Raw genomic sequence first — 23,999 nt, 5'->3', positions numbered from 1 at the left:
CCACGCGTGGAGGCGCGTGCGGTAACAAGGGGAGGACATCTCTATGACCATACAAGGCGCATCACCGGACCTGTACAATGAGGATCTCGCTCCGGCGAAGGTTCGAAACTGGGGACCGTTCTCGATCTTCAACGTCTGGACGTCGGACGTCCACAGCCTGTGGGGCTACTATCTCGCTGCCAGCCTGTTCCTGTTCTGCGGCGGCTTCGTCAACTTCATCATCGCCATCGGTATCGGTTCGCTGATCATCTATGCGTTGATGAACATGGTCGGCTATGCCGGCGTGAAGACCGGGGTGCCCTACCCGGTCCTGGCGCGCGCCTCCTTCGGCATCTGGGGCGCCAACATACCGGCGCTGGTGCGTGCCATCGTCGCCTGCTTCTGGTACGGCGCGCAGACGGCGGCGGCCTCCGGCGCGATCGTAGCCCTGCTGATCCGCTCGCAATGGTTCGCCGACTTCAACCAGAGCACACATTTCCTCGGCCACTCCGGGCTCGAGGTGATCTGCTTCGCCGTCATCTGGGCGCTGCAGCTCCTGATCATCCAGAGGGGCATGGAAACGGTGCGCCGCTTCCAGGATTGGGCCGGACCGGCGGTGTGGGTGATGATGCTGATCCTGGCGATCTATCTTTGCATCAAGGCAGGCACCTTCGCCTTCACCAGCGACATCCCGATGGATGTGCTGCTGGAAAAGACCAAGGACGCGGGCGTGCCGGGCACGCCGGGCTCCTGGACCTCGCTGTTTGCTGTAGCGGCGATCTGGGTGACCTATTTCTCAGCGCTCTACCTCAACTTCTGCGATTTCGCCCGTTATGCGCCGGACAAGGCATCGCTGCGCAAGGGCAACATCTGGGGCCTGCCGGTCAATCTCATCCTGTTCTCGCTGGTCGCCGGCGTCACCACGATCGCCGCCTTCGACGTCTATGGCGAGGTGCTGCTGCATCCTGACCAGATCTCGGCGAAATTCGACAGCTGGTTCCTGGCGGCGCTCGCGGCCCTGACCTTTGCCGTAGCGACGCTTGGCATCAATGTGGTGGCAAACTTCGTGTCGCCGGCCTTCGACTTCTCCAACGTCTTTCCACGTCAGATCGACTTCAAGAAGGGCGGCTACATCGCGGCGCTGATCGCGCTGGTGCTCTATCCCTTCGCGCCCTGGGAAGGCAGTGCCGCCTCCTTCGTCAACATCATTGGCGCGACGATGGGGCCGATCTTCGGCGTGATGATGGTCGACTACTACCTGATCCGGAAGGGCGAGGTCGATGTCGAGGCGCTCTACAGGGAGAATGGCGAATTCCGCTTCCAGGGCGGCTGGCATGTCAATGCCTTCATCGCCGCCGGTATTGGCGCGGTCTTCTCGTCGATCCTGCCCAACTTCACCAGCCTGCTGCCGTCCTGGTGGGGCGTCTATGGCTGGTTTTTCGGCGTGGCAATTGCCGGCGTCATCTATTACGTGCTGCGTACGATGGCACTCGGCGCCTGGGCCAAGATGGCCAAGGCCTAAACGGATTCGGGGCGGCGCAAGCCGCCCCGTTCATTCTGCGACCATCTCGGCCAGGCGGCGCACGGTGTTCCAGTTGCGCGACGTGCCGATGCCGAGGCGTTTGTGGCTCACCGCCGCAAGCAGCCGCGAACTCGGCGTCTCGCGCGAAAAGACGATCCAGATGTCGCCGCCGACCGCCTGCAGCTTTTCATTCCTGCCGATATAGGCCTGCAGCGCAGAGACCGCATCGGGGGAAACAGGCGCCCGCATCACGCGCACCGCCACCTGGTCCGCGGCTTTAGCCGATTCGGCTGGGAACGGATTGCCGGCCGCCAGCCTCAGCCAGCCGTCGGCGCGGCGCACGATGATGTCGACATGGCGGCCAAAAGTCTTTGCGAACGCCGCCTCCAGCCGCTGCTCCAACGCCGCGAGTTCTGTCTCCTGCGCCTCGAAGACCAGATTGCCGGTCGCCACCAGTGTGCGCGGGTTGTTCAGGCCCAGGCCTTCGGCCATCGCCTTGAGATCGGACATGACGACCCGCCGCCCCTCGCCCAGGATGATGCTGTAGAGCAGCGCGACGTAAGTTCGCATCGGCGGCTAATCTAGACCAGCCGCGACTGCTCTACCGCCGCCTCGATGAAGCTGGCAAACAGCGGGTGCGGATCGAGCGGCCGGCTTTTCAACTCGGGATGATACTGCACGCCGATGAACCAGGGATGGTCGGGATATTCGACCGTTTCCGGCAGCACGCCATCCGGCGACATGCCGGCAAACACCAGGCCGCAATCCTCGAGCCGCTCCTTGTAGTCGACATTGACCTCATAGCGGTGGCGATGGCGTTCGGAAATCTGCGTATCGCCATAGATCTCGGCGATCTTCGATCCCTTGGCGAGGTCGGCCTGGTAGGCACCGAGCCGCATGGTGCCGCCGAGGTCGCCGGTTTCCCTGCGCTTTTCCAGCATGTTGCCCTTCAGCCATTCGGTCATCAAGCCGACGACCGGCTCCTCGGTTGGACCGAACTCGGTCGATGATGCGTGCTCGACGCCGGCCAGCGAACGAGCCGCCTCGATGCAGGCCATCTGCATGCCGAAGCAGATGCCGAAATATGGCACCTTGCGCTCGCGCGCGAACTTCGCCGCCAGGATCTTGCCCTCCGAGCCGCGCTCGCCAAAACCGCCGGGGACGAGAATGCCATGGACCTTTTCCAGCCACGGCGCCGGGTCTTCCTTCTCGAATATCTCGCTTTCGATCCAGTCGAGCTTGACCTTGACCCGGTTGGCGAGGCCGCCATGCGACAGCGCCTCGATCAGCGATTTGTAGGCATCCTTGAGGCCGGTATATTTGCCGACGACGGCGATAGTCACCTCGCCTTCCGGATTGTGGATGCGGTTGGACACCGCTTGCCATCGTTCCATGCGCGGCTTCGGCGCCGGATCGATGCCGAAGGCGGCCAGCACTTCCGAATCCAGCCCTTCATTGTGATAGGCCATCGGCACGTCGTAGATATGCGGCACGTCGAGCGCCTGGATGACGGCGCTTTCTCGCACGTTGCAGAACAGCGACAGTTTTCTGCGCTCTTCCTTGGGGATCGGCCGGTCGGCGCGGACCAGCAGGATATCAGGCGCAATGCCGATGCCGCGCAACTCCTTGACCGAATGCTGTGTCGGCTTGGTCTTCAGTTCGCCCGCCGTCGGAATGTAAGGCATCAAGGTCAGGTGGACGTAGACGGCGTTGTTGCGCGGCAGGTCGTTACCGAGCTGGCGGATCGCCTCCAGGAACGGCATCGCCTCGATGTCGCCGACGGTGCCACCGATCTCGCACAGCACGAAATCGTAGTCGTCATTGCCGTTGAGGACGAAGTTCTTGATCTCGTCGGTGACGTGCGGAATGACCTGCACGGTGGCGCCAAGATAGTCGCCGCGCCGCTCGCGCTCGATGATGTTCTTGTAGATGCGGCCGGTGGTGATGTTGTCCTGCTGGTTGGCCGAGCGGCCTGTGAAGCGCTCATAATGGCCAAGATCGAGATCGGTCTCGGCGCCGTCGTCGGTCACGAAGACTTCGCCGTGCTGGTAGGGCGACATCGTGCCGGGATCGACATTGAGATAGGGATCGAGCTTTTTGATGCGTGCGCGATAGCCCCGCGCCTGCAAGAGAGCCCCAAGGGCCGCTGCAGCAATGCCTTTTCCAAGTGAGGAAACCACGCCGCCTGTGATGAATACATATCGCGCCATGGGAGTCATCGCTTAACGCGGCCGAATTGATTCCGCCAGAGAAAAAACCGCCGCGAAGGCTTTTTCCCAAGAAGGCGCTCTGGTCATTGGCGTATCAAAACAAAAGGGCCGGCGAGGCCGGCCCTTTTGGCACGATCTGTCGAGGCGTCAGATGATGACGACCTTGGTGCCTACTTTCACCCGGCGATAGAGATCCATGACGTGCTCGTTGATCATGCGGAAGCAGCCATTGGAGGCGCTGGTTCCGATCGACTGCGGTGCAATGGTACCGTGGATGCGCAGATGGGTATCCTTCTTGCCATCGTAGAGATAGATGGCGCGCGCACCGAGCGGATTGTCGCCGCCGCCGGGCATACCGTCCTTGTACTGCCCATAATGCTTGGGTTCGCGCTTTTGCATATCCAGCGTCGGAATCCAGCGCGGCCATTCCTGCTTGTCGCCGACGGCAACCGTCCCCTTGAACTGCAGGCCTTCGCGGCCGACCGCAATGGCATAACGGCGGGCGGTTGACGATGATTCGACGAGGTAGAGACGGCGGGCGCTGGTATCGATGACGATGGTGCCGGGGTTGTAGCCGGTGAATTCGACCTCCTGCGGCACGAATTCCGGCTTGACCTTGAACTGGCGCTTGGCCTGCTTCCTTTCGAGCGCGGCGTCGAGCGCGCGCGTCTCAGGAAGCAGCGACATCGATGAAGAGGATGTGCCGCCGAACAGTCCCGCGAACAGCCCGACGCTCTGCGGCTTCTGCCCGACCGGTTCGCTGCGCAATTCGCCATTGTTGCCGGTCAGCGCAACGTTCATGGCCTCGGCCGGGATCGGCTCGGCCGACTGGATCGGCGCGATGGGTGCGATCGGTTCGATGATGTTGACGGTCTTCTTCTTGGCCGGCTTGGCATCAGCCACCTTGACCGCCGCGACCGGCTGGCTCTCCTTGGCAAGGAATGCCTGCCGTTCCGCATCGGCCTTGGCTTTCGCCGCCTCGCGCATCGCCAGCTTCCTGGCTTCGAGTGCCTTGGCGCGAGCGGCTTCCTTATCGGCTGCGATCTTGGCTTCGATCTTGCGGATCTGCGCAAGGTCGTCCGGCGTCGGATCTTTCTTCTTCTTGAGAAGCTTCAATTGCGCCGCATCGCTTTTGGCAGCGACGTTGACGACGTCAGTTGTTGTCGCGGCTTTATGAGCCGAATTTGCCGTCGGCATAGCCGCGTAAGCGGGCGCACCTAGGCTGAGCACGGCACAAAGGCCGGCAAAAATGAAGCTGCGAAGCTGCATGGGGAAGATCCGATCGTTCAATGCTTGTTGCCCACGGCGTCGCCCGGCGCCCCCCAAGGACGCCGAAAATGCCGCGCGCAATGTATAATCGATTAGCCGGAAGCGCCTCAAGCGTAGGGCGCGGTCGAATCTTCGTGATTGTGCGGCATTTGCCGCGACTGTGTTCAAACGACAACAGATCGCGGCATCAGATGCCCGATTACTGGTTGGGGACCTGCGGCGTGGCCGGCGCGGTGGCGCCGTTTGTCGCTGGCGGCGTCGCCGGGGCTGTTGCCGGAGGCGTCGTTGCCGCGCCATTGCCGGACGGCGGGGTCGGCGCCGTGTTGCCTGAAGGCGGCGTCGTGGTGCCGGGCAATTGGTTGAGTACGCCCTTGCCTGCCCCGTCCGAGCTCGCCGGGACGCGATCGAGAATGTCGATCGGCTTCTCGCCATAGCGCGCGACGATCGACAGTGTCAGCGAAGTGACGAAGAAAGCCGCGGCCAGGATCGCTGTCGCCCGCGTCAGCGCATTGGCGGCGCCACGCGCGGTCATGAAGCCCGATCCGCCGCCGATGCCGAGACCGCCGCCTTCGGAGCGCTGCAGCAGCACCACGCCGACAAGCGCGAGCACGACCATGAGGTGGACGACGATCAGTACGGTTTCCATAATTTATCCTGGCAAGGCCTTGCGCGGCCGCTGATTTGGAGGCGGCTCAATACAATGCTTTGACGGCATTTCCAAGCCCGTGGCCGGAATATGGGAAGCAATGCGTCCTTTGCAACGATTCTGGCGCCGGCCGTCCGCTCAAATCCGGCAAGCAGTCCCAGTATCAAGCGATGTTTCGATAGGCTTCCGCGATGCCGAGGAAGTCCGCTGCCTTCAGGCTGGCGCCGCCGACCAGCGCGCCGTCGACATTCCTGACGCCGAGCAACTCGACGGCGTTGGACGGCTTGACCGAGCCGCCGTAGAGAATGCGCATCTTGGCCGCCGTATTGCCAAGCTTCCGCGCCAGTTCTTCACGGATATGCGCATGCGCCTCGGCGACGTCGGCGGCGGTCGGGGTCAAGCCGGTGCCGATCGCCCATACCGGCTCATAGGCAATGACGCTGTTGGACGCCGTGGCGTTTGGCGGTACCGAGCCCGCAACCTGGCGCGACAGCACGTCAAGCGTGGCTCCTGCTTCGCGTTCGGCTCTTGTCTCACCAATGCAGATGATAGCCACCAGCCCGGCGCGCCATGCGGCGGAGGCCTTGGCCTGCACTATGGCATCGTTCTCCTTGCGATCAGCACGGCATTCGGAATGGCCGACGATGACATGGCTGGCGCCTGCATCCTTCAGCATCTCCGCCGAAATACAGCCGGTATAGGCGCCGCTTTCCTCGGTGTGGCAATCCTCACCACCGGCCCGGACCGGCGTGCGCGACAGAATCTCGGCGGCGTGCGCAAGCAAGGTCGCCGGCACGCAGACCACGGCTTCGGTCTCGGCGTCGAGCCCGCTCATGAAGCCGTTGCCGATCATCCTGAGCTCGTTGAGCGAGGCGCTGGTCCCGTTCATTTTCCAGTTGCCGGCGACGAGCGGGCGGATTCCAGGCGTCATGGGATTTGTTTCTCCGGGCAATTTCCAGCTGGCTCTCACTATCAAAATCAGGCCACAAAGCAATCGACAGTGAGCAGGAAGGGCGCTATTGCGCTTGTTTCAGACTCGGCGCATGCGAAATGCGCAAAAATCGGAAGTACTCATGCTTGGTATGTTGAGAAGCGCGGCGGGGACCTGGGTCGCGAAACTGCTGCTGTCATTGTTGGTGTTGAGCTTCGCCGTCTGGGGCATCTCGGGGCGGCTGATGGGCGGTCTTGCCGGCCATGACGCCGTGATTACGGCCGGAGGCACCAAGGTCTCGATCAACGAATACCGCCTCGCCTACGATCGCCAGCTCAGCGTAATGTCGCAGCAATTCGGCCAGCGCATCAGCCGTGAGCAGGCGACGGCGCTCGGCATCGACAACCAGGTGCTGGCGCAACTCGTCTCGGGCGCCGTCCTCGACGAGCAGGCCCGCAAGCTCGGCCTTGGCCTGTCCAAGGACCGGCTGGCCGAACTGACCCGCGAAGACCCGGCGTTCAAAGGGCCTAGCGGAACCTTCGACAGGCGAACCTTCGAGTACCTGCTCCGGCAGATCGGCATGCGGCCGGAGGACTATCTGAAAAACCGCGCCCAGGTGGCGGTCCGCCAGCAGATCGTCGAGGCGGTTTCGGATGGCCTCAAAGCCCCGGATACATTCTTCAAGGCGGTCGCGCTCTATCGCGGCGAAGATCGCACAATCGACTACCTGACCTTGCCGAAATCGCTGGTCGAACCGATAGAAGCGCCGTCCGACAGCGTGCTTTCGGCCTATTTCGGGGAGAACAAGAAAACCTACGCCGCGCCCGAATACCGTAAGTTCTCCTATGTCAGGCTCGAACCGGAAGACATCATGGATTTGAGCGCAGTGACCGATCAACAGGTCAGCGACGACTACAACAAGAACAAGGCGCGCTACACCACGCCCGAGATGCGCACCATCGAGCAGCTTGTGTTCAAGACGCCTGATGCTGCCAAGGCGGCGCTCGATTCGCTCAGGACCGGCGCGACCTTCGACAAGATCGTCGCCGCCGAAGGCAAGACGCCGGCCGACACCCTGCTCGGCACGCTGGCCAAGGACAAGATCGCCGACAAGGCGGTTGCCGATGCTGCCTTCAAGCTCAACGCCAATGAAGTCAGCCCGGTCGTACAGGGCGCCTTTGGCCCCGTTCTGCTGCGCGTCACCGAGATCAAGCCCGAAGTGGTGAAGCCGCTGGCCGAAGTGTCCGAGCAGATCCGCAAGGATCTGGCACTGGGCGAGGCAAGTCGCATCTTGCTGGACGTGCACGACAATTACGAGGATACTCGCGCCTCCGGCAGTTCGCTCGCTGAGGCAGCTGCCAAATTGAAGCTGAAGGTCGTTACCATCGACGCCATCGACCGCACCGGCCGAAGGCCGGATGAAAGCATCGTCAAAGACCTGCCGGAATCGCCGGCGCTCATCAAGGCGGTGTTCGAATCCGAACCCGGAACCGACAATGAAGGCCTCACCACCGCCGATAACGGCTTCGTCTTCTACGACGTGAGCGCGATCACGCCGGCCCGCGACCGCACGCTGGACGAAGTCCGCCAGAAGGTCGTGGCCGACTGGACCGCGGCGGAGACCACCAAACGGCTTACCGCAAAGGCACAAGAGCTCGAGAAGCGTCTCAAGGCCGGCGCCACGCTCGAGGTGATCGCCGGTGAGCTCAAGCTCGAAAAGCAGACCAAGCGCGGTGTCAAGCGCGATGCTGACGACGTCGATTTCGGCAAGGAAGGGGCCGCCGCGATGTTCGGCGTCGGCGAAGGCGGCACCGGGCTAATCCCCTCGCCCACAGGCGACGGACAGATCCTGTTCAAGGTTGCCGAGGTATTCGAGCCCGCCGGGGCCGACGCCAACTCAGTACCCCAGGACGCGCAGAAATCCTTCACCTCCGGTATGTCCGACGACCTGCTCGACCAGTTGGTGGCGCAGTTGCAGACGCAATATGACGTCCGCATCGATCAGACGGCCGTAACCCAAGCCCTGGCCAGATGAGCGCGCTGAAGATCCACATCGCCAAGGTCGCCGCCGGTAGCGCTCTTTCCTTCGAGGAGGCGCGCGAGGCCTTCGACATCATCATGTCCGGTGACGCCACCCCCGGCCAGATCGGCGGCTTCCTGATGGCATTGCGGGTGCGCGGTGAGACCGTCAGCGAGATCGCCGGCGCCGTCGCCACCATGCGCGCCAAGATGCTGCGCGTCGAAGCCCCCGAGGGCGCCATCGACATTGTCGGCACCGGCGGCGACAATTCGCACAGCGTCAACATTTCGACCGCATCCGCCTTCGTCATCGCCGGCAGCGGCGTGCCCGTCGCCAAGCACGGCAATCGCGGACTGTCCTCGCTGACCGGCGCCGCCGATGTTCTGATCGCGTTGGGCGTCAAGATCGACATCCCTCCGGAGACGATCGGCCGCTGCATCCACGAGGCCGGAGTTGGCTTCATGTTCGCGCCGGCGCACCACCCGGCGATGAAGCATGTCGGCCCGACCCGGGTCGAGCTCGGCACCCGCACCATCTTCAACCTGCTGGGTCCGCTTTCCAATCCGGCCAGTGTCAGACGGCAGATGGTCGGCGTGTTCCTGCCCGAATGGATCATGCCGGTGGCAGAAACGTTGAAGGAGCTTGGTGCCGACCATGCCTGGGTCGTCCATGGCGACGGTTATGACGAGATCACCACCACCGGCGAGACGCAGGTCGCCGAATTGGCCGGCGGCGAGATCCGCAGCTTTGTGCTGACCCCGGAAGCGGTCGGGCTGAAGCGTCACACCAAGGACGAGTTGCGCGGCGGCGACGCCGCCCACAATGCCCAGGCACTGCGCGACATGCTGGGCGGCGCCGCCGGCGCCTTTCGCGACACGGTGCTGATGAATGCCGGCGCCGGGCTGGTGGTGGCCGGCAAGGCGACGACACTTGCCGACGGCATGGTGACGGCGGCGCAGGCCATCGACAGCGGCCGCGCGCTGAAAGTGCTCGACAGGCTGGTCGAGATTTCGAACGGTTAGAACTATGTCCGACATCCTGCGCAAGATCGAGGCTTACAAGCGCGACGAGATCGCGGCGGCCAAGGCGCAAGTGCCGTTTGCCGAGATCAAGGCACGGGCAACGGACGCCGAAGCGCCGCGCGGCTTTCTTTCCGTCCTTGAAGCAAAGCGCCAATCCGGCAGGTTCGCGCTGATTGCCGAAATCAAGAAGGCTAGCCCATCCAAAGGCCTGATCCGCGCCGATTTCGATCCGCCGGCGCTGGCCAGGGCCTATGCGGAAGGCGGTGCCGCCTGTCTTTCGGTGCTGACCGACGCACCCTCTTTCCAGGGGGCGCCCGCGTTCCTCAGCGATGCGCGCGCTGCCGTCGAGTTGCCTGCCTTGCGCAAGGATTTCCTGTTCGATCCCTATCAGGTCTACGAGGCCAGGGCATGGGGCGCCGATGCCATACTGATCATCATGGCCAGCGTCGACGACGCGTTGGCAAGAGAACTCGAAGCGACAGCTTTCGGGCTCGGCATGGACGCGCTGGTCGAAGTGCATGACGAGGCTGAGATGGAACGCGCGCTGCAGCTGTCGTCGCGGCTGATCGGTATCAACAACCGCAATCTCCGGACCTTCGAAACCAGCCTCGAGACCTCGGAACGGCTGGTCGCGATGGTGCCCGCCGACCGCCTTCTGGTCAGCGAGAGCGGTATCTTTTCGCATGACGATTGCCGCCGGCTGGAGCGGAGCGGCATCGCCACTTTTCTGGTCGGTGAGAGCCTGATGCGTCAACAGGACGTGGCCGCTGCAACGCGCCTGCTTTTGACGGGCAAGGCGCCGGCAGAGGCGATCTGAGGATGGCGGCCGCCCTCACCCATCTTGGCGCGCGCGGCGAAGCCAACATGGTCGATGTCGGCGACAAGGCTGAGACGGTGCGCACGGCAGTCGCGGAGGGCTTCGTGTCGATGCGGCCCGAGACGCTGGACATGATCCTCGCCGGCGATGCCAAGAAGGGCGACGTGCTCGGTACCGCGCGTATCGCCGGCATCATGGCGGCCAAGAAGACGCATGAACTGATCCCGCTCTGCCATCCACTGCTGCTGACCAGGATATCTGTCGATATCGAGCCGGACGCAGCTTTGCCCGGCCTGAAGGTCACAGCATTGACCCGCGTCACCGGCAAAACCGGCGTTGAGATGGAGGCCCTGAGCGCCGTCTCGGTCGCTTGCCTGACCATCTACGACATGGCCAAGGCGGTCGACCGCGCCATGGTCATCTCCGGCATCAGGCTGGTTGAAAAGACCGGCGGCAAATCCGGCGACTACAAGATCACCGAAGATGGGGTCACCGAGGCAGGCCGCTGATGGCGCTGGTCCCAGTTGCTGAGGCGCTCGAGCGCCTGTTGGACGGCGCAGCTGCACTGCAGGGCGAACGCGTCGCGCTGCTGGATGCCGCCGACCGCGTGCTGGCGGAGCCGGTTGTGGCGCTCCGCACCCAGCCGCCGTTCAACGCCTCCGCCATGGACGGCTATGCCGTGCGGGCGGCTGATATCGCGTCCTTACCAGCAAAGCTTTCGGTGGTCGGCATGGCGCCGGCCGGAAGCGGCTTTGCCGGGACGGTGCAGCAGGGGCAGGCCGTCCGTATCTTCACCGGCGCGCCGCTTCCCGAAGGCGCCGACACCATCGTCATCCAGGAGAACGTCCGCGATCTCGGCCGCGGTGTCGTCGAAGTGACGGAGCCGACGGTGCAGGGGCGAAACATCCGCCGCCTCGGGCTCGATTTCGCCAAAGGCGACGTCCTGCTGCACAAAGGCCGCCTGCTCGACCCGGCGGCCTTGTCGCTGGCGGCATCGGCCAACCACCCCGAGGTCGGCGTGGTCAAAAGGCCGTTGGTCGCCATCATCGCCACCGGCGACGAATTGCTGCCGCCGGGCAGCGAGCTTGGCCCCGACCAGATCATCTCCTCCAACGCCTATGGTGTCGCCGCCGCCGCACAGTCGGTCGGTGCGCGAGTGCTCGACCTTGGCATCGCGCCGGACCGCAGGGAGGCGATCGCTGCGCTGGTGGAAAAGGCCGTGAAGGCTGGCGCGAACGTCATCGTCACGCTGGGCGGTGCCTCGGTCGGTGACCACGATTTCGTCCATGACGTGCTGACCGGGCAAGGCATGACTCTCGATTTCTGGAAGATCGCCATGCGGCCGGGCAAGCCGCTGATGTTCGGGCGGCTGGGCGACATTCGCTGCATCGGCTTGCCCGGCAATCCGGTGGCGAGCCTGGTCTGCACCCAGCTCTTCCTGAAGCCGCTGCTGGCGCGGCTCGGCGGCCGCGCCTTTCAGCAGGATATGCGTGAGGCACGGCTCGGCGCTGCCATGCCGGCCAACGATCTCAGGCAAGATTATGTGCGGGCTGTTGTCACAGACGACGCCGGTACGCTCGTGGCGACGCCGTTCGGCATCCAGGACTCCTCGATGCTGAAAATGCTGGCCGATGCCAACGGGCTGATCGTCCGTGCGCCGTTCACGCCCGCCGCGGCGGCGGGCGCCGCCTGCGACGTGCTGATGCTACGCTGAACCTGCCTCACTCCGAGATCAAGGTCCGGGTCAGCGGATGGTCTGGATCGGCCAAACCGTCGATGATGTTGAAATGATGCCGGTCAGGCTCGACCACCGAACTGGTCGCGGCACCCAGGCCGATCCAGATATTGGCCAGCAACGCGCTCTGGCGCAGGAATTCGGCGCGCTCGCCGCCGCCGGCCCAGCAGGTCAGGCGGGCCTTGTCCATCGGGCGCAGCAGCACCGGGCTTTCGGCCTGCGCCTCGGCCTCATCGATCGCCAGCGTCTCGTTCATGCCGGTGCGCATGATCGGGCGCAAATCGTGCACACCCGAGATCGATACGACATGGCGAATGCGCCGGACAATTTCGGGCGCCAGCGGCGTCGTCGTCGTAACCATCCGGCTAACAAGATGGCCACCGGCCGAGTGTCCGGTCAGCATCAGCGGCCCTGCGACCATCCCCGCCGCCTTGCCGATCGCCGCGCCGACTTCCTTGACGATGCCGCCAATGCGCATCTGCGGACAGAGCGTGTAGGACGGCATCGCCACGGCATAGCCGCGATCAACAGCGCCAGCGGCAAGATGCGACCAGAAACTCTTGTCGAATGCCATCCAGTAGCCGCCATGGACGAACACCACGAGCCCCTTGGGCTTGGTGGCCGGCAGGAAAAGATCGAGCCGGTTGCGTGGGCCATGGCCATAGGCCATGTCGAGCCGCGCCCGGCCCTCGGTCGAAAGCACGTCGCGAAAAACCCGCGCGGGCTCGACCCAGGCCGCCGGCCAGCGATCGCTGCCGGCTATGTTGGCGCCGTTGGCATAGGCGTTGTCCCAATCGGCAATGTGACGTTCGAACACCCTGCGCCCTCCCCTGGCAATATGGCCTTGCAACGAGCGTGAGCATCGCGCGGCGCGTCGTCGCCAGCCTCACGATTCCAGCTCTCGCATCAATCTCAAGTGACAGCCGCCTTGATGGCGAAGCGCGCATCCTTCCACGCACCGGTGCGCAGGATGTCCTCAAGCACTTCGACGGCCTGCCAGACATCGGCATAGCCGACATAGAGCGGGGTGAAGCCGAAGCGCATGGTCGATGGCGCGCGAAAATCGCCGATCACGCCACGTTCGATCAGCGCGCGCATGATCTGGTAGCCATGCTCGTGCATGAATGAAATCTGGCTGCCGCGTTTTTCCCCGTCGCGCGTGCTTTCGAGCGTTAGCCCGTAAGTGCCGCACTTTGCCTCGACGAGCTCGATGAACAGATCAGCCAGCGCGATGCTCTTCTTGCGCACCGCCGTCATGTCGACATCGTTCCAGATGTCGAGCGCGCCCTTCAGCGTGCGCATCGACAGGACCGGCTGGGTGCCGCACAGAAACCGGCGGATGCCGGTGCCGGCCGCATAGCCTGGCTCGAAGGCGAAGGGCCGTGCATGGCCCCACCAGCCGGTGAGCGGCTGCTGGATGTCGGCAAGATGCCGCTCAGCCGCATAGATGAAGGCAGGCGCGCCCGGTCCGCCATTCAGATATTTGTAGGTGCAGCCAACGGCAAAATCGGCGTTTGCCGTGTCGAGCTCGACTGGCATCGCACCGGCGGTGTGGCAGAGATCCCAGACGATCATCGCCCCGGCTTCCTGGGCCCTGCGCGTCAGCGCCGGCATGTCGCGCAGTTCGCCCGACTTGTAGTTGACGTGGTTGACCAGCACCACGGCGGTGCGTTCGTCGATCAGCTCTTCGATGCTCGGCGCGTCGACCCCCGAGAGGCGCAGCAGCGTATCTTTTCGCGTCGAAACCACACCCTCAGCCATGTAGAGGTCTGTCGGAAAACTGTCGCCCTCGGCGACGATGACCTGCCGCTCCGGCCGCATGGCCATGGCGGCGTGCAGCAGCTTGTAGATGTTGACCGATGTCGTGTCGCAGACCACCGTCTGGCCGGCCGCGGCACCGATCAGGCGCCCGAGCTGGTCGCCGAGTTCGAGCGGCATGTTGAACCAGCCGGCCGTGTTCCAGGCGCGGATGAGATCATGCGCCCATTCTTCGGTCGCTGCCTTGCTCAATTCATCGAAAGCGGCACGCGAAGCGGCCCCTAGCGAATTGCCGTCGAGATAGATCACTCCTTGCGGCAGCACAAAGCGGTCGCGCATCGCGCGCAGCGGATCTGCAGCATCCATCGCCCTTATGGCAACGAGATCGCGAATTCCTGTCATGATTTGTCTGCTCCCCCAAGATTCACCGCAACGCCGGACACGCATCGACGGCATCCATCGGTCACGAGCGGTTCTCCATTACCTGGTATCGCGCAGCAAGGCTCCACCGGCGACAAGTTGCCTGACCACGCGGTGGAAACCAGGAGCCAAGCCAACCCAAGGTTGGCGTTTTGAGTTCGTTTCGTTCACGGTGCATTGACCAAACCGCACAGTCGATACGGCTTCAATTCCGTGCCCTTTGCCGGCTGACGGCCGATACCAGTGCCGCCTTCTGGGAACCCAGAGGCCGCAAACGAAAGCAGAATCAAGGCGATGACGCCCGCGGCGGTGAAAATGCAGCGTTCCGGTTTGGTGAGTGGTATCGTTTCCCGAGCCCTAACACATTCATTAAACTTTAAACAGTTGCGGAACACAACTGGAACAGATAGTGTTTGTTCTGGGTTTGTTTTTCTGATTCTGTTGGGGGTCGCTATGCTGACACGCAAACAACACGAACTGCTTATGTTCATCCACGAAAGGCTGAAGGAAAGCGGTATCCCGCCCTCCTTCGACGAGATGAAGGAAGCGCTCGACCTGGCTTCCAAATCGGGAATCCACCGGCTGATTACGGCGCTGGAGGAGCGCGGCTTCATTCGCCGTTTGCCCAACCGGGCCCGTGCACTGGAGGTGCTGCGCCTGCCCGATTCGATCGCCCCCGGCCTCAATGCGGCACGCAAGTTCTCGCCGAGCGTCATCCAGGGCAGTCTTGGGCAAGGTCCTCGGCAGGGCAAGCCGACATCGTCGCGCATGCCTGCAGCCGGCAATGACGACGATGTCGTCGCCGCCGTGTCGATCCCGGTGATGGGCCGCATCGCCGCCGGTGTGCCGATCGATGCCATCCAGCACCAGACGCATTCGATCTCGGTGCCGCCGGACATGATCATGGGCGGCGAGCATTATGCGCTGGAGGTCAAAGGCGATTCGATGATCGAGGCTGGCATTTTCGACGGCGACACGGTGATCATCCGCAATGCCGATACGGCGAGCCCCGGTGAGATCGTGGTGGCACTGGTCGACGAGGAAGAAGCGACGCTGAAGCGGTTCCGCCGCAAGGGCGCCTCGATCGCCCTGGAAGCCGCCAATCCGGCCTACGAGACGCGCATCTTCGGACCAGACAGGGTCAAGGTGCAGGGCAAGCTCGTTGGGCTGATCCGCCGCTACTGAGCTGCGCCCTTGGCGCCGGCTTTTGGCTTGTCGGCTCTGCGGTATGGCGGCATGCCCCGCGCCGCGCGGGAAAATTTCCGCTGCACGTGCCAGGGCCGGTATGATTTTTCGACGGCGAAGCGGATTTCGGCGCGTGTTGCCGCTTGTGGATCGAAATAGACGGCCGCACTTCCCGCGCGCGCCAGTTGCCGTTTGGTGACGACGAGGACCAGCCGGTCGTAGTAGCAGGGATTATGGGCGGTGGCGTCGTCGATGACGATCAAGCTGGCAAAGGCGCAGGCTGGCCGTGCAGTATCGCGGTCATTGGCTAGCGCGATGATCGCGCCGGATGGATGCCTGGCAAGGCAGAGACCGTCCGTGCAAATGAACGGCATGCCCGGCGGTAAGTCGGCCGGATCGGCAATGTCGAATTGCGGATCGTTCTTTCCAGGTGTTTCCGGCGCGACGATAGCCTCTGATGTGAGCGCGCGTTTCCAGTTGTCGATGGTGAACTCATTCGGGCGTGCCCGGTTGACCGCGAGTTCACCGCTGCCGATCGGCAGCGCGACGAGCCGTGCGTCCTCCGAGATCAATACATCGGGTACGCGCGTCTGCGTTGTCGTTAGCAAGCCGGCGAGCGCAAAAGGAAGGGCCACGAGCCGCAACCAGGTCGTCGCCATGCTGGCAATGACGAGGGCGATCGTCACCAAAAGGACAGATCTCAGCGAAATCAGCCCGACCGCATCGATCGGCGAGCGCTCGGAGATCCACCCGGACAGGGCGATCATCGCCGTCAGCCCCTTGCCCATCACGTAGAGGAAAGGCCCATCCGCGCCGAACGGCATCGCCAGCGCACTGAGGACGGCGAAGGGCATGACGACCAGTGAGATGATAGGCATGATGGCCAGATTGGCGAACAGGCTGAGCGGCGCCACGCGCTGGAAATGCCATATGGCGAAAAGCGCCGTGGCGCTCCCTGCAATGATCGAGGTCATCGCTAGGCCGCCCATGCCCAGCAGTACCTTTCTAGTGGCAAAGCGTAGCGGCGACCGCCGGGGCGGCGGCGTGGTGGCCCCGCCGGCGCGGTAATCGGACCAGCCTGCATAGGCGCCGACAAGGGCCGCCGTCGCGGCGAAGGACATCTGGAAGCTCGGACCGACCACCTCGTGCGGCGACACCAGAATGACCGCGATGGCCGAGATCGCCAGGTTGCGCATGGTGAGCGCGGCCCGGTCGAACAGCACGGCGATAAGCATCACCGCCAGCATGATGAAGCTGCGTTCGGCCGCCACCACAATGCCGGAAAAGACGAGGTAGGCCGCAATCGAAAAAAGCGCGGCGGCCGCGGCATATTTCTTGACCGGCCGTCGCGATGAGAAATCGGGAAACAACGCAAAGGTGCCGCGTAGCAGCGCCATGATGGTGCCGGCGACCAACGCCATATGCAGCCCCGAGATGGAGATGATGTGATAGATGCCTGTACGCCGCATCGCTTCGTTGATCTCCTCGGGAATGCCGGCGCGCACGCCGACGATCAGCGCAGCAGCAATCTCGCCCTCGGCGCCGCCGATGCGGCTGCGGATATGGTCGGCGATGGATTCGCGCGCGTCTTCGATCGAGGAAGAAAGCCGCGCGGCAAGCGGCATGCTGCCCGACGACACGACTTTCGGATTGCCGAGAAAAAAGCCGCTGCCGCCGATACCGGCGAAATAGCTGTCGAAGGAGAAATCATAGCTGTCGGGCCGCACCGGCCCGGTCGGCGGCAGCAGCCGCACATAGCCGGCGATCTCGGAACCGGCGGTCAGCTCAGCCGGTATTTTCATCGCCGAAACGCGGACCCGTTCCGGCATGTAGCGCAGTGTCGGCCTGGCGGTTGAGATCACATCGATCGTCAGCCTGATGCGGCCGCTCGCCATGGGCTCGAACGATACGACGCGACCCGTGAGGCGCGTTGAGATTTCGGAACCGAGCATATGCGTTCCGACACGCCAGGTCTCGACCTTGGCGGCAAGCACGCCAAGCGCGCAGAGCAACGCCGCCATGAAGCACAGGCGGGTTCTGGGCCACGACCGCGAGGCGACGGCACAGAGGGCTGCCAAGGCGACGATTGCGATCGGCTGTGGAAAGGCCGGCTCCACCGCCAGCGCAAAATATACGATCACCCCGCATGCGAGGAACACCGGCACCAGCAGGAAGGCGACCCCACGGTCGAGCTCCAGGCCGACCGCCGAGGTTACGCCGTTGCGGATACGGGACGGTGACGGGAGGCGGAAACGCCGGCGTAGGCGCACGATGGGCTCGGCCGCGGGCACGAGAACCGTTGCTGGGTCGCTCGCCGGCAGCGACGGGGCATCAAAGCGTGGAACCGGCAGCAATGCCGGTGCCGGCAGGACAGGCACGGGCGCGGCAAACAGCAAGCGTTCGCTGACGCCGCTGCCAACGTCCTCGCCCTCGCCCGCACCACGGCCTCGCACAGCCATCGGGTCTGCCCCTTGCGCCCTCGACCTCCTATGCTACATGAACGCGCAACGCGCGAAAGTCCGCAAACCCACTTCCTTCGCCTGCCTGAGAGTTCCATGCCCGACAAGGTCGTCACCCGTTTTGCCCCCTCGCCCACCGGCTATCTGCATATTGGCGGGGCGCGCACGGCGCTGTTCAACTGGCTGTATGCCAAGCACACAGCCGGCACGATGCTGCTGCGCATCGAGGACACCGACCGCGAGCGTTCCACCGATGCGGCAACCGCGGCCATCCTCGACGGGCTTTCCTGGCTTGGCCTGACATGGGACGGTGAGCCGGTGTCGCAGTTCGAGCGTGCGCCGCGCCATCGCGAGGTGGCCGAGGAACTCGTTCGCATGGGCAAGGCCTATTATTGTTACGCGACGCCTGCCGAGTTGGAGGCAATGCGCGAGAGCGCACGAGCCAAGGGGCTGCCTCCCCGCTATGACGGCCGCTGGCGCGACCGCGACCCCTCCGAGGCGCCGGCCGGCGCCAAGGGGGCGATCCGCATCAAGGCGCCGACAGACGGCGAGACGGTTGTGCATGACCGCGTCCAGGGCGACGTGCGCTTTCCCAACAAGGATCTCGACGATTTCATTATTCTGCGCTCGGACGGCAACCCGACCTACATGCATGCCGTCGTCGTCGACGATCACGACATGGGCGTCACCCACATCATCCGCGGCGACGACCATTTGACCAACGCCGCCCGCCAGACGGTGATCTACCATGCCATGGGGTGGGAGGTGCCGTCGATGTCGCATATCCCGCTGATCCACGGTGCCGACGGCGCCAAGCTGTCGAAACGGCACGGTGCGCTCGGCGTCGAGGCCTATCGCGCCAGGGGCTACCTGCCGGAGGCGCTGCTCAATTATCTGGCGAGGCTTGGCTGGAGCCACGGCGACGATGAGATCATGTCGATCGCCAACATGATCGCATGGTTCGACATTGGCGACGTCAACAAGGGCGCCGCCCGTTTCGACTTCGCCAAGCTCGAGGCGCTGAACGGCGTGCACATGCGCCGCATGAACGACGCGGCGCTGCTCGACATCTTCATCGCCACTCTGCCCTATCTCGACGGCGGTCCGGCGATCGCAGCTAGCCTCGACGACAGACGCAAGGCGCAATTGCTTGCCGCTTTGCCAGGCCTGAAGGAGCGCGCCAAGACGCTGGTCGAACTTGTTGAAGGGGCTGCATTCCTGTTCGTCGAGCGGCCGATGCCGGTCGACGAGAAGGCGGCGGCGCTGCTCAGCGGTGAGGCGCGCGCGATCCTGCGGGGCGCTCATGCGGCACTGGCCACGATTTCGGACTGGTCTGCCGCCTCGGCGGAAGCCGCGATCCGCGACTATGCGCAGGCCGGCGGCCACAAACTCGGCGCCGTGGCCCAACCTCTGCGCGCCGCGCTCACCGGCAAAAGCACCTCGCCCGGCGTCTTCGATGTGCTGGCCGTGCTTGGCCGCGAGGAAGGCCTGGCGCGGATTGCCGATCAAATCGATTAGGAAACTGGCCCAAGAAGATTGGCATTGAAAGGTGTGTTTCGCAGTGCAACATTGGGTCTTGGCCTAATCTGGCGCGCAGATTCAATTGCGGGCGCAAATGTGCGTATTCCGATGCTTTTGACGTGTTGGGTTCAATGTTTTGCCGTTGCCGGCCTGAGGAAACAAAAAGGAGTTTGCTATGACCGAACCTGCGACAAAGATGGAATTTGGCGGCAAAACCCAGGCGTCGACGGCAAAACTGGAACTCGACGGCAAAACCCATGAATTCAAGATACGAAGTGGTTCGGTAGGACCTGATGTCATCGACATCGGTTCGCTCTACAGCACCACCGGCGTATTTACCTACGATCCCGGTTTTACGTCGACGGCGAGCTGCGAATCGGAAATCACCTTCATCGATGGCGATGCCGGTATTCTCTTGCACCGCGGCTACCCGATCGACCAGCTGGCCGAGCACGGCGACTTCCTCGAAGTCTGCTATCTCTTGCTCTACGGAGAACTACCGACCAAGGCGCAGAAGGACGATTTCGACTACCGGGTGACGCGCCACACCATGGTGCATGAGCAGATGTCGCGCTTCTTCACCGGCTTCCGCCGCGATGCGCATCCGATGGCGGTGATGTGCGGCGTGGTCGGCGCGCTGTCCGCCTTCTATCACGATTCCACCGATATCTCGGACCCTTATCAGCGCATGGTCGCCTCGATGCGGCTGATCGCCAAGATGCCGACGATCGCGGCGATGGCGTATAAATACCACATCGGCCAGCCGTTCATTTATCCGAAGAACGAACTGAATTTCGCAGCCAACTTCCTGCATATGTGCTTCGCCGTGCCTTGCGAGGAATACAAGATCAATCCGGTGCTGGCGCGCGCGATGGAGCGCATCTTCATCCTGCACGCCGACCACGAGCAGAACGCCTCGACCTCGACCGTCCGCCTCGCCGGCTCGTCGGGCGCCAATCCCTTTGCCTGTATCGCTGCCGGCATCGCCTGCCTGTGGGGTCCTGCACATGGCGGAGCCAACGAGGCAGCCCTGAACATGTTGGGCGAGATCGGCCATGTCGATCACATCCCGGAATTCATTGCGCGCGCCAAGGATAAGAACGATCCGTTCCGATTGATGGGCTTTGGCCACCGCGTTTATAAGAACTACGATCCGCGCGCCAAGATCATGCAGAAGACCGCGCACGAAGTCCTGGGCGAGCTCGGCATCAAGGACGATCCGCTGCTCGACATCGCCATGGAGCTGGAAAAGATCGCGCTGACCGATTCCTATTTCATCGAGAAGAAGCTCTACCCCAACGTCGATTTCTATTCCGGCATCACGCTGAAGGCGCTGGGCTTCCCCACTACCATGTTCACCGTGCTGTTCGCGGTTGCCCGCACCGTCGGCTGGATCGCGCAGTGGAAAGAGATGATCGAGGACCCGCACCAGAAGATCGGCCGTCCGCGCCAGCTTTATACCGGTGCGCCGGAACGGGATTACGTGCCGATCGCGAAGCGGTGAAGGTAGCGAGTAGCGAGTAGCGAGTAGCGAGTAGTAGCTGAAGCAGCTTGGCTGTTACGGCCAGCACCATTTCCTATTCGCTACTCACTACTCGCTCACTTCCTCACCATGCCCATCACCACCCCCGCCGCCATCTCGCCTGACGGCTTGTCGGTTGCCATACGCCCGGCGATGTCGGCAAAACCGTCCTTCTGCCAGGCGCGGTAGGCGGTATCGGAGAATAGCGCCTCCAGCTGGCGCGCCAGATAATGCGGACGCACATATTGGTTGTAGTGTTCCGGCACGACCGGCCGGTCGGCGATGAGATTGGGCAAGGCTGCGCTCCAAACTTTGATCAGTCCCTGCGCCATGCGCATGACCGGATCGAGCCGGTAGCAGGAGATCATCGGCACGCCCGCCAGTGCCAGTTCCAGCGATACCGTCCCCGACGCGATCAGCGCCGCATCGGCCTTGCCGAAGGTCTGCCATTTGCGTTCGGCATCAAGGATGATCTCCGGCTTCTCGTTCCAGCTCGCGACCGAGGTCCTGACCAGGTCGGCGACGTGCGGCACCGTCGGCAACAGCAAGCGCAAGCGGTGCCCGCGCGCCCGCAGGATCGATACCGTTTCGCCGAACGGCCCGACCAGGCGCCGCACCTCGCCGCGACGCGAACCGGGCAATACAAGCAACGTTTTCACACGGTCGGCGGAGAGGTCACGCGGCTGCGCCTGCGCCCTGGCGGCACTGACTATGCCCGGATCGTGTGCAAGGCGATGCCCGACATAGGTGCCGGGCGGCCCGCCCAGGCGAGCGAGTTCCTTCACCTCGAACGGCAGGATACAAAGAATGTGATCGACATATGGCTTCATCGCCGCCGCCCTGCCCGGCCGCCAAGCCCATACGCTCGGGCAGACATAGTGGACGATCGGGATCGTCGGATCGGCGGCGCGCACCTTCTTGGCGACGCGCAGCGAGAAATCCGGACTGTCGATGGTGATAAGGCAGTCGGGCTTTTCATCGACAATCGCGTTTGCCGTCTGGCCGATCCGCCGCATCAGGCGCGGCAGGTCGCGCAGGATAGCGCTAAGCCCCATCAGCGCGATCTCGCTGCCGTCGAACAATGGCGCCAAACCGAGCGCCTGCAAATGGCGGCCGCCGATGCCTACGAGCCGAACTTCGCGCCCGGTCATGCGCTTTAACGCCTGCACGAGGTCGGCGCCAAGCAGGTCGCCGGACTCCTCGCCGGCGACGACGGCTATCTTCAACGGCTGCTCATTCGCCATGCGCCGGCTCCGCAGCAGGCAGGCCGATCACGAACAGGCCGAGTGCATTGGCACGCCCGATGGTGGCAGGACCTTCGAGCACCAGCGAGCGGCCGGCTTCGACGGCAATGCCGGCCAGTCCGGCGGCATGCGCCGCCTCGACGGTCAGCGGGCCAATGGAGGGCAGATCGGCACGCAGTTCCTGACCGGGCTTGGCGCATTTGACCAAAACACCACGGCTCCTGCCAGCCAGCCTGCCGTGCCCGCGCAATTGTTTTGTCCGCTCGAGCAGCCCGTCTGTGCCCTCGACGCCTTCCAGCGCGATGGCGCGGCCACCAACCGCAACAGCCGCCTGGCCAATATCCAGCGCGCCGATAGCTTTTGCTGCAGCGTGCGCCGCCTCGATGTCGCGCCAGTCGGATTTGCGTGGCGCCATCTTGGTCAGCGGGCCTTCAGCGGCGACCAGTTCCGGCACGATCTCGTGAGCGCCGACAACCTTGATGCCGCTGCGCTCGATCCTGCGCACGAACAGTTTCAGCACCGTATCGTCCCCCCGGGTTACACCGACGAGAAGGCTGGGTAGCCAGGCGAGCAGGCCCAAATTGAGGCGCATGGCGCTCAGCCTGGGGCGGCGCGTAATATGTCCCGCGGTCACCAGATGCGTAACGTGATGCCGCTTGAGCATCGGCAGCAGCGAGCCGACGTCCTCCAGCCTCAAGCTTGCCTGCTCATAGGGCTCGAAATCGACTATGCGGTCGACCTCGCCCGCCGCCATGACGACGAAGGGAGGTTTGCCTTGCCGGGCGAGCGCTCGGGCAATTTCGACCGGGAGACTGCCGCCGCCGGCGATGATGCCGACCTTGGCATCTGGCGCGAGATCAAGGCCCTTTCCGGCAGCCTCAATCTTCGTCATCTGCCCTCAGTCTTCATCATCGGTATCGTCGCCGTCGCCACCTTTGAGCGACGGCACGGCATAGTGCCGCTTGCCGCGGCCAGCGATGAAATCGACGATCTTCATGGCCGTCGGCGACGAGGCGAATTCCGCCTTGGCGAACTCGATGTTTTCGCCGACGGTCCGAGAGCGATCGAAGATCGTGTTGTAGGCTTTGCGCAGCAAGTGGATCTCGGAACGCGGCAGGCCGGCGCGCTTCAGGCCAATGATGTTGAGGCCGCGAAGGCTGGCACGGTTGCCAACGGCGATGGCGTAGGGAATGACGTCGCCGACGATCGCCGAGCAACCGCCGAGAAAGGCGTTATCGCCGATGCGGACAAACTGATGAACCGCGGTAAGGCCGCCGATGTAGACATTGTCACCGACTTCGCAATGCCCGCCTAACGTCGCTTGATTGGCGAAGGTGGCGTTCCTGCCGACCACGCAGTCATGTGCAATGTGGGCATAGGCGAGGAAATTGCCGTTGTCGCCGATCGTCGTTTCGCCGCGGCTGGAATCGGTGCCGAGATGCATGGTGACGCCTTCGCGGATCGCGCAGTTCTCGCCGATCACCAGCGTGGTACGGCCGCCCTTGTGCTTGGTGTTCTGCGGCGGCCCGCCCAGTATCGCCATCGGATAGACCTTGGTCGATGCACCGATGGTGGTCGCGCCCATCACCGACACATGGCTGACCAGTTCGACACGGTCGCCGATCACGGCGTCGGGGCCGACGTAGCAGAAGGGTCCGATGCGGGCGCCTTCGCCGATTTGGGCGCCTGCCTCGATGACCGACGATGGATGGATGACTGTCTGGATTTTCATTAGCATT

At 63.6% G+C, this 23,999-nt stretch carries 20 protein-coding genes; 9 read left to right on the top strand and 11 right to left on the bottom strand.

Annotation, left to right across the window (positions count from 1 at the left end):
* Positions 1 to 43: 43 nt before the first annotated feature.
* A complete protein-coding gene (locus NKH89_RS02485; protein WP_352494608.1) occupies positions 44 to 1,501 on the top strand; it encodes an NCS1 family nucleobase:cation symporter-1 in 1,458 nt (485 codons plus the stop codon).
* 30 nt (positions 1,502 to 1,531) lie between these two features.
* Here the strand turns inward: NKH89_RS02485 and NKH89_RS02480 are convergent, their stop codons facing one another.
* The 5 genes from NKH89_RS02480 to tpiA all read right to left on the bottom strand — a co-directional run bounded on the left by NKH89_RS02480 (position 1,532) and on the right by tpiA (position 6,557).
* Positions 1,532 to 2,071 carry a DUF1697 domain-containing protein gene (locus NKH89_RS02480; RefSeq protein ID WP_023717705.1) on the bottom strand — a complete coding sequence of 180 codons (540 nt, stop codon included), beginning with the start codon at positions 2,069 to 2,071 and terminating at the stop codon, positions 1,532 to 1,534.
* Between the two features lie 11 nt (positions 2,072 to 2,082).
* Positions 2,083 to 3,711 (bottom strand): CTP synthase, encoded by a 1,629-nt coding sequence (gene pyrG / locus NKH89_RS02475; protein WP_352448839.1) that lies wholly within the window; start codon positions 3,709 to 3,711, stop codon positions 2,083 to 2,085.
* A gap of 147 nt (positions 3,712 to 3,858) precedes the next feature.
* Positions 3,859 to 4,980 (bottom strand): L,D-transpeptidase, encoded by a 1,122-nt coding sequence (locus NKH89_RS02470; RefSeq protein WP_023717706.1) that lies wholly within the window; start codon positions 4,978 to 4,980, stop codon positions 3,859 to 3,861.
* Between the two features lie 199 nt (positions 4,981 to 5,179).
* Positions 5,180 to 5,626, bottom strand: a complete 447-nt coding sequence (gene secG, locus NKH89_RS02465; protein ID WP_023717707.1) for a preprotein translocase subunit SecG — start codon at positions 5,624 to 5,626, stop codon at positions 5,180 to 5,182.
* A 163-nt stretch (positions 5,627 to 5,789) separates the two neighbouring features.
* On the bottom strand, positions 5,790 to 6,557 hold the full coding sequence (gene tpiA / locus NKH89_RS02460) for a triose-phosphate isomerase (RefSeq protein ID WP_023717708.1): 768 nt from the start codon (positions 6,555 to 6,557) through the stop codon (positions 5,790 to 5,792).
* Between the two features lie 142 nt (positions 6,558 to 6,699).
* On the opposite strand from tpiA, the gene NKH89_RS02455 reads away from it, so the two are divergent.
* Genes NKH89_RS02455 through NKH89_RS02435 form a run of 5 tightly spaced genes read left to right on the top strand, consistent with a single transcriptional unit; the run spans position 6,700 to position 12,130 of the window.
* Positions 6,700 to 8,592, top strand: coding sequence for a SurA N-terminal domain-containing protein (locus NKH89_RS02455; protein ID WP_352908370.1), 1,893 nt, complete (start codon positions 6,700 to 6,702; stop codon positions 8,590 to 8,592).
* The gene (gene trpD / locus NKH89_RS02450; protein WP_352482657.1) at positions 8,589 to 9,599 is read left to right on the top strand and encodes an anthranilate phosphoribosyltransferase; all 1,011 of its coding nucleotides are present in this window, start codon (positions 8,589 to 8,591) and stop codon (positions 9,597 to 9,599) included. The genes NKH89_RS02455 and trpD overlap by 4 nt, the downstream gene beginning before the upstream one ends.
* A 4-nt stretch (positions 9,600 to 9,603) precedes the next feature.
* On the top strand, positions 9,604 to 10,416 hold the full coding sequence (gene trpC / locus NKH89_RS02445) for an indole-3-glycerol phosphate synthase TrpC (protein ID WP_023717711.1): 813 nt from the start codon (positions 9,604 to 9,606) through the stop codon (positions 10,414 to 10,416).
* Positions 10,417 to 10,418: 2 nt separating this feature from the next.
* Complete coding sequence (gene moaC, locus NKH89_RS02440; protein ID WP_023717712.1) at positions 10,419 to 10,925, top strand: cyclic pyranopterin monophosphate synthase MoaC; 507 nt, start codon at positions 10,419 to 10,421, stop codon at positions 10,923 to 10,925.
* On the top strand, positions 10,925 to 12,130 hold the full coding sequence (locus NKH89_RS02435) for a molybdopterin molybdotransferase MoeA (RefSeq protein ID WP_352587164.1): 1,206 nt from the start codon (positions 10,925 to 10,927) through the stop codon (positions 12,128 to 12,130). The genes moaC and NKH89_RS02435 overlap by 1 nt, the downstream gene beginning before the upstream one ends.
* A gap of 7 nt (positions 12,131 to 12,137) precedes the next feature.
* Here the strand turns inward: NKH89_RS02435 and NKH89_RS02430 are convergent, their stop codons facing one another.
* Both NKH89_RS02430 and kynU read right to left on the bottom strand, forming a co-directional pair.
* On the bottom strand, positions 12,138 to 12,968 hold the full coding sequence (locus tag NKH89_RS02430) for a hormone-sensitive lipase (protein ID WP_352790160.1): 831 nt from the start codon (positions 12,966 to 12,968) through the stop codon (positions 12,138 to 12,140).
* Between the two features lie 95 nt (positions 12,969 to 13,063).
* A complete protein-coding gene (gene kynU, locus NKH89_RS02425; protein ID WP_352908369.1) occupies positions 13,064 to 14,311 on the bottom strand; it encodes a kynureninase in 1,248 nt (415 codons plus the stop codon).
* A 471-nt stretch (positions 14,312 to 14,782) separates the two neighbouring features.
* On the opposite strand from kynU, the gene lexA reads away from it, so the two are divergent.
* Positions 14,783 to 15,514, top strand: coding sequence for a transcriptional repressor LexA (gene lexA, locus NKH89_RS02420; protein WP_352790155.1), 732 nt, complete (start codon positions 14,783 to 14,785; stop codon positions 15,512 to 15,514).
* On the opposite strand, the gene NKH89_RS02415 is transcribed toward lexA, so the two are convergent.
* Complete coding sequence (locus tag NKH89_RS02415) at positions 15,508 to 17,973, bottom strand: ComEC/Rec2 family competence protein (RefSeq protein ID WP_352790153.1); 2,466 nt, start codon at positions 17,971 to 17,973, stop codon at positions 15,508 to 15,510. The genes lexA and NKH89_RS02415 overlap by 7 nt on opposite strands.
* A 96-nt stretch (positions 17,974 to 18,069) precedes the next feature.
* Here NKH89_RS02415 and gltX point away from each other — a divergent pair, with 96 nt between their 5' ends.
* Positions 18,070 to 19,491 carry a glutamate--tRNA ligase gene (gene gltX / locus NKH89_RS02410; protein WP_352908368.1) on the top strand — a complete coding sequence of 474 codons (1,422 nt, stop codon included), beginning with the start codon at positions 18,070 to 18,072 and terminating at the stop codon, positions 19,489 to 19,491.
* Between the two features lie 178 nt (positions 19,492 to 19,669).
* The gene (gene gltA, locus NKH89_RS02405; protein WP_023717718.1) at positions 19,670 to 20,998 is read left to right on the top strand and encodes a citrate synthase; all 1,329 of its coding nucleotides are present in this window, start codon (positions 19,670 to 19,672) and stop codon (positions 20,996 to 20,998) included.
* Between the two features lie 95 nt (positions 20,999 to 21,093).
* Here the strand turns inward: gltA and lpxB are convergent, their stop codons facing one another.
* Genes lpxB through lpxA form a run of 3 tightly spaced genes read right to left on the bottom strand, consistent with a single transcriptional unit; the run spans position 21,094 to position 23,992 of the window.
* Complete coding sequence (lpxB, locus tag NKH89_RS02400) at positions 21,094 to 22,260, bottom strand: lipid-A-disaccharide synthase (protein ID WP_023717719.1); 1,167 nt, start codon at positions 22,258 to 22,260, stop codon at positions 21,094 to 21,096.
* Complete coding sequence (locus NKH89_RS02395) at positions 22,250 to 23,152, bottom strand: LpxI family protein (RefSeq protein WP_023717720.1); 903 nt, start codon at positions 23,150 to 23,152, stop codon at positions 22,250 to 22,252. Before NKH89_RS02395 ends, lpxB begins: the two co-directional genes overlap by 11 nt.
* A gap of 6 nt (positions 23,153 to 23,158) precedes the next feature.
* Positions 23,159 to 23,992, bottom strand: coding sequence for an acyl-ACP--UDP-N-acetylglucosamine O-acyltransferase (lpxA, locus tag NKH89_RS02390; protein WP_023717721.1), 834 nt, complete (start codon positions 23,990 to 23,992; stop codon positions 23,159 to 23,161).
* Positions 23,993 to 23,999 lie beyond the last annotated feature (7 nt).

It is taken from the genome of Mesorhizobium sp. M0923, assembly GCF_040319365.1.
Classification (GTDB): Bacteria; Pseudomonadota; Alphaproteobacteria; order Rhizobiales; family Rhizobiaceae; genus Mesorhizobium.
This window is presented reverse-complemented; position numbering and strand designations above follow the sequence as displayed.

What these genes read in the sequence shown, in the direction of transcription:
- gltA (WP_023717718.1), top strand. Translation starts at nt 19,670, where the DNA reads ATGACCGAACCTGCGACAAAGATGGAATTTGGCGGCAAAACCCAGGCG.
- NKH89_RS02455 (WP_352908370.1), top strand. Translation starts at nt 6,700, where the DNA reads ATGCTTGGTATGTTGAGAAGCGCGGCGGGGACCTGGGTCGCGAAACTG.
- NKH89_RS02415 (WP_352790153.1), bottom strand. Translation starts at nt 17,973, where the DNA reads ATGGCTGTGCGAGGCCGTGGTGCGGGCGAGGGCGAGGACGTTGGCAGC.
- secG (WP_023717707.1), bottom strand. Translation starts at nt 5,626, where the DNA reads ATGGAAACCGTACTGATCGTCGTCCACCTCATGGTCGTGCTCGCGCTT.
- trpC (WP_023717711.1), top strand. Translation starts at nt 9,604, where the DNA reads ATGTCCGACATCCTGCGCAAGATCGAGGCTTACAAGCGCGACGAGATC.
- NKH89_RS02435 (WP_352587164.1), top strand. Translation starts at nt 10,925, where the DNA reads ATGGCGCTGGTCCCAGTTGCTGAGGCGCTCGAGCGCCTGTTGGACGGC.
- moaC (WP_023717712.1), top strand. Translation starts at nt 10,419, where the DNA reads ATGGCGGCCGCCCTCACCCATCTTGGCGCGCGCGGCGAAGCCAACATG.
- NKH89_RS02485 (WP_352494608.1), top strand. Translation starts at nt 44, where the DNA reads ATGACCATACAAGGCGCATCACCGGACCTGTACAATGAGGATCTCGCT.
- NKH89_RS02395 (WP_023717720.1), bottom strand. Translation starts at nt 23,152, where the DNA reads ATGACGAAGATTGAGGCTGCCGGAAAGGGCCTTGATCTCGCGCCAGAT.
- pyrG (WP_352448839.1), bottom strand. Translation starts at nt 3,711, where the DNA reads ATGGCGCGATATGTATTCATCACAGGCGGCGTGGTTTCCTCACTTGGA.
- gltX (WP_352908368.1), top strand. Translation starts at nt 18,070, where the DNA reads ATGCCCGACAAGGTCGTCACCCGTTTTGCCCCCTCGCCCACCGGCTAT.
- trpD (WP_352482657.1), top strand. Translation starts at nt 8,589, where the DNA reads ATGAGCGCGCTGAAGATCCACATCGCCAAGGTCGCCGCCGGTAGCGCT.
- tpiA (WP_023717708.1), bottom strand. Translation starts at nt 6,557, where the DNA reads ATGACGCCTGGAATCCGCCCGCTCGTCGCCGGCAACTGGAAAATGAAC.
- kynU (WP_352908369.1), bottom strand. Translation starts at nt 14,311, where the DNA reads ATGACAGGAATTCGCGATCTCGTTGCCATAAGGGCGATGGATGCTGCA.
- lexA (WP_352790155.1), top strand. Translation starts at nt 14,783, where the DNA reads ATGCTGACACGCAAACAACACGAACTGCTTATGTTCATCCACGAAAGG.
- NKH89_RS02470 (WP_023717706.1), bottom strand. Translation starts at nt 4,980, where the DNA reads ATGCAGCTTCGCAGCTTCATTTTTGCCGGCCTTTGTGCCGTGCTCAGC.
- NKH89_RS02480 (WP_023717705.1), bottom strand. Translation starts at nt 2,071, where the DNA reads ATGCGAACTTACGTCGCGCTGCTCTACAGCATCATCCTGGGCGAGGGG.
- lpxA (WP_023717721.1), bottom strand. Translation starts at nt 23,992, where the DNA reads ATGAAAATCCAGACAGTCATCCATCCATCGTCGGTCATCGAGGCAGGC.
- lpxB (WP_023717719.1), bottom strand. Translation starts at nt 22,260, where the DNA reads ATGGCGAATGAGCAGCCGTTGAAGATAGCCGTCGTCGCCGGCGAGGAG.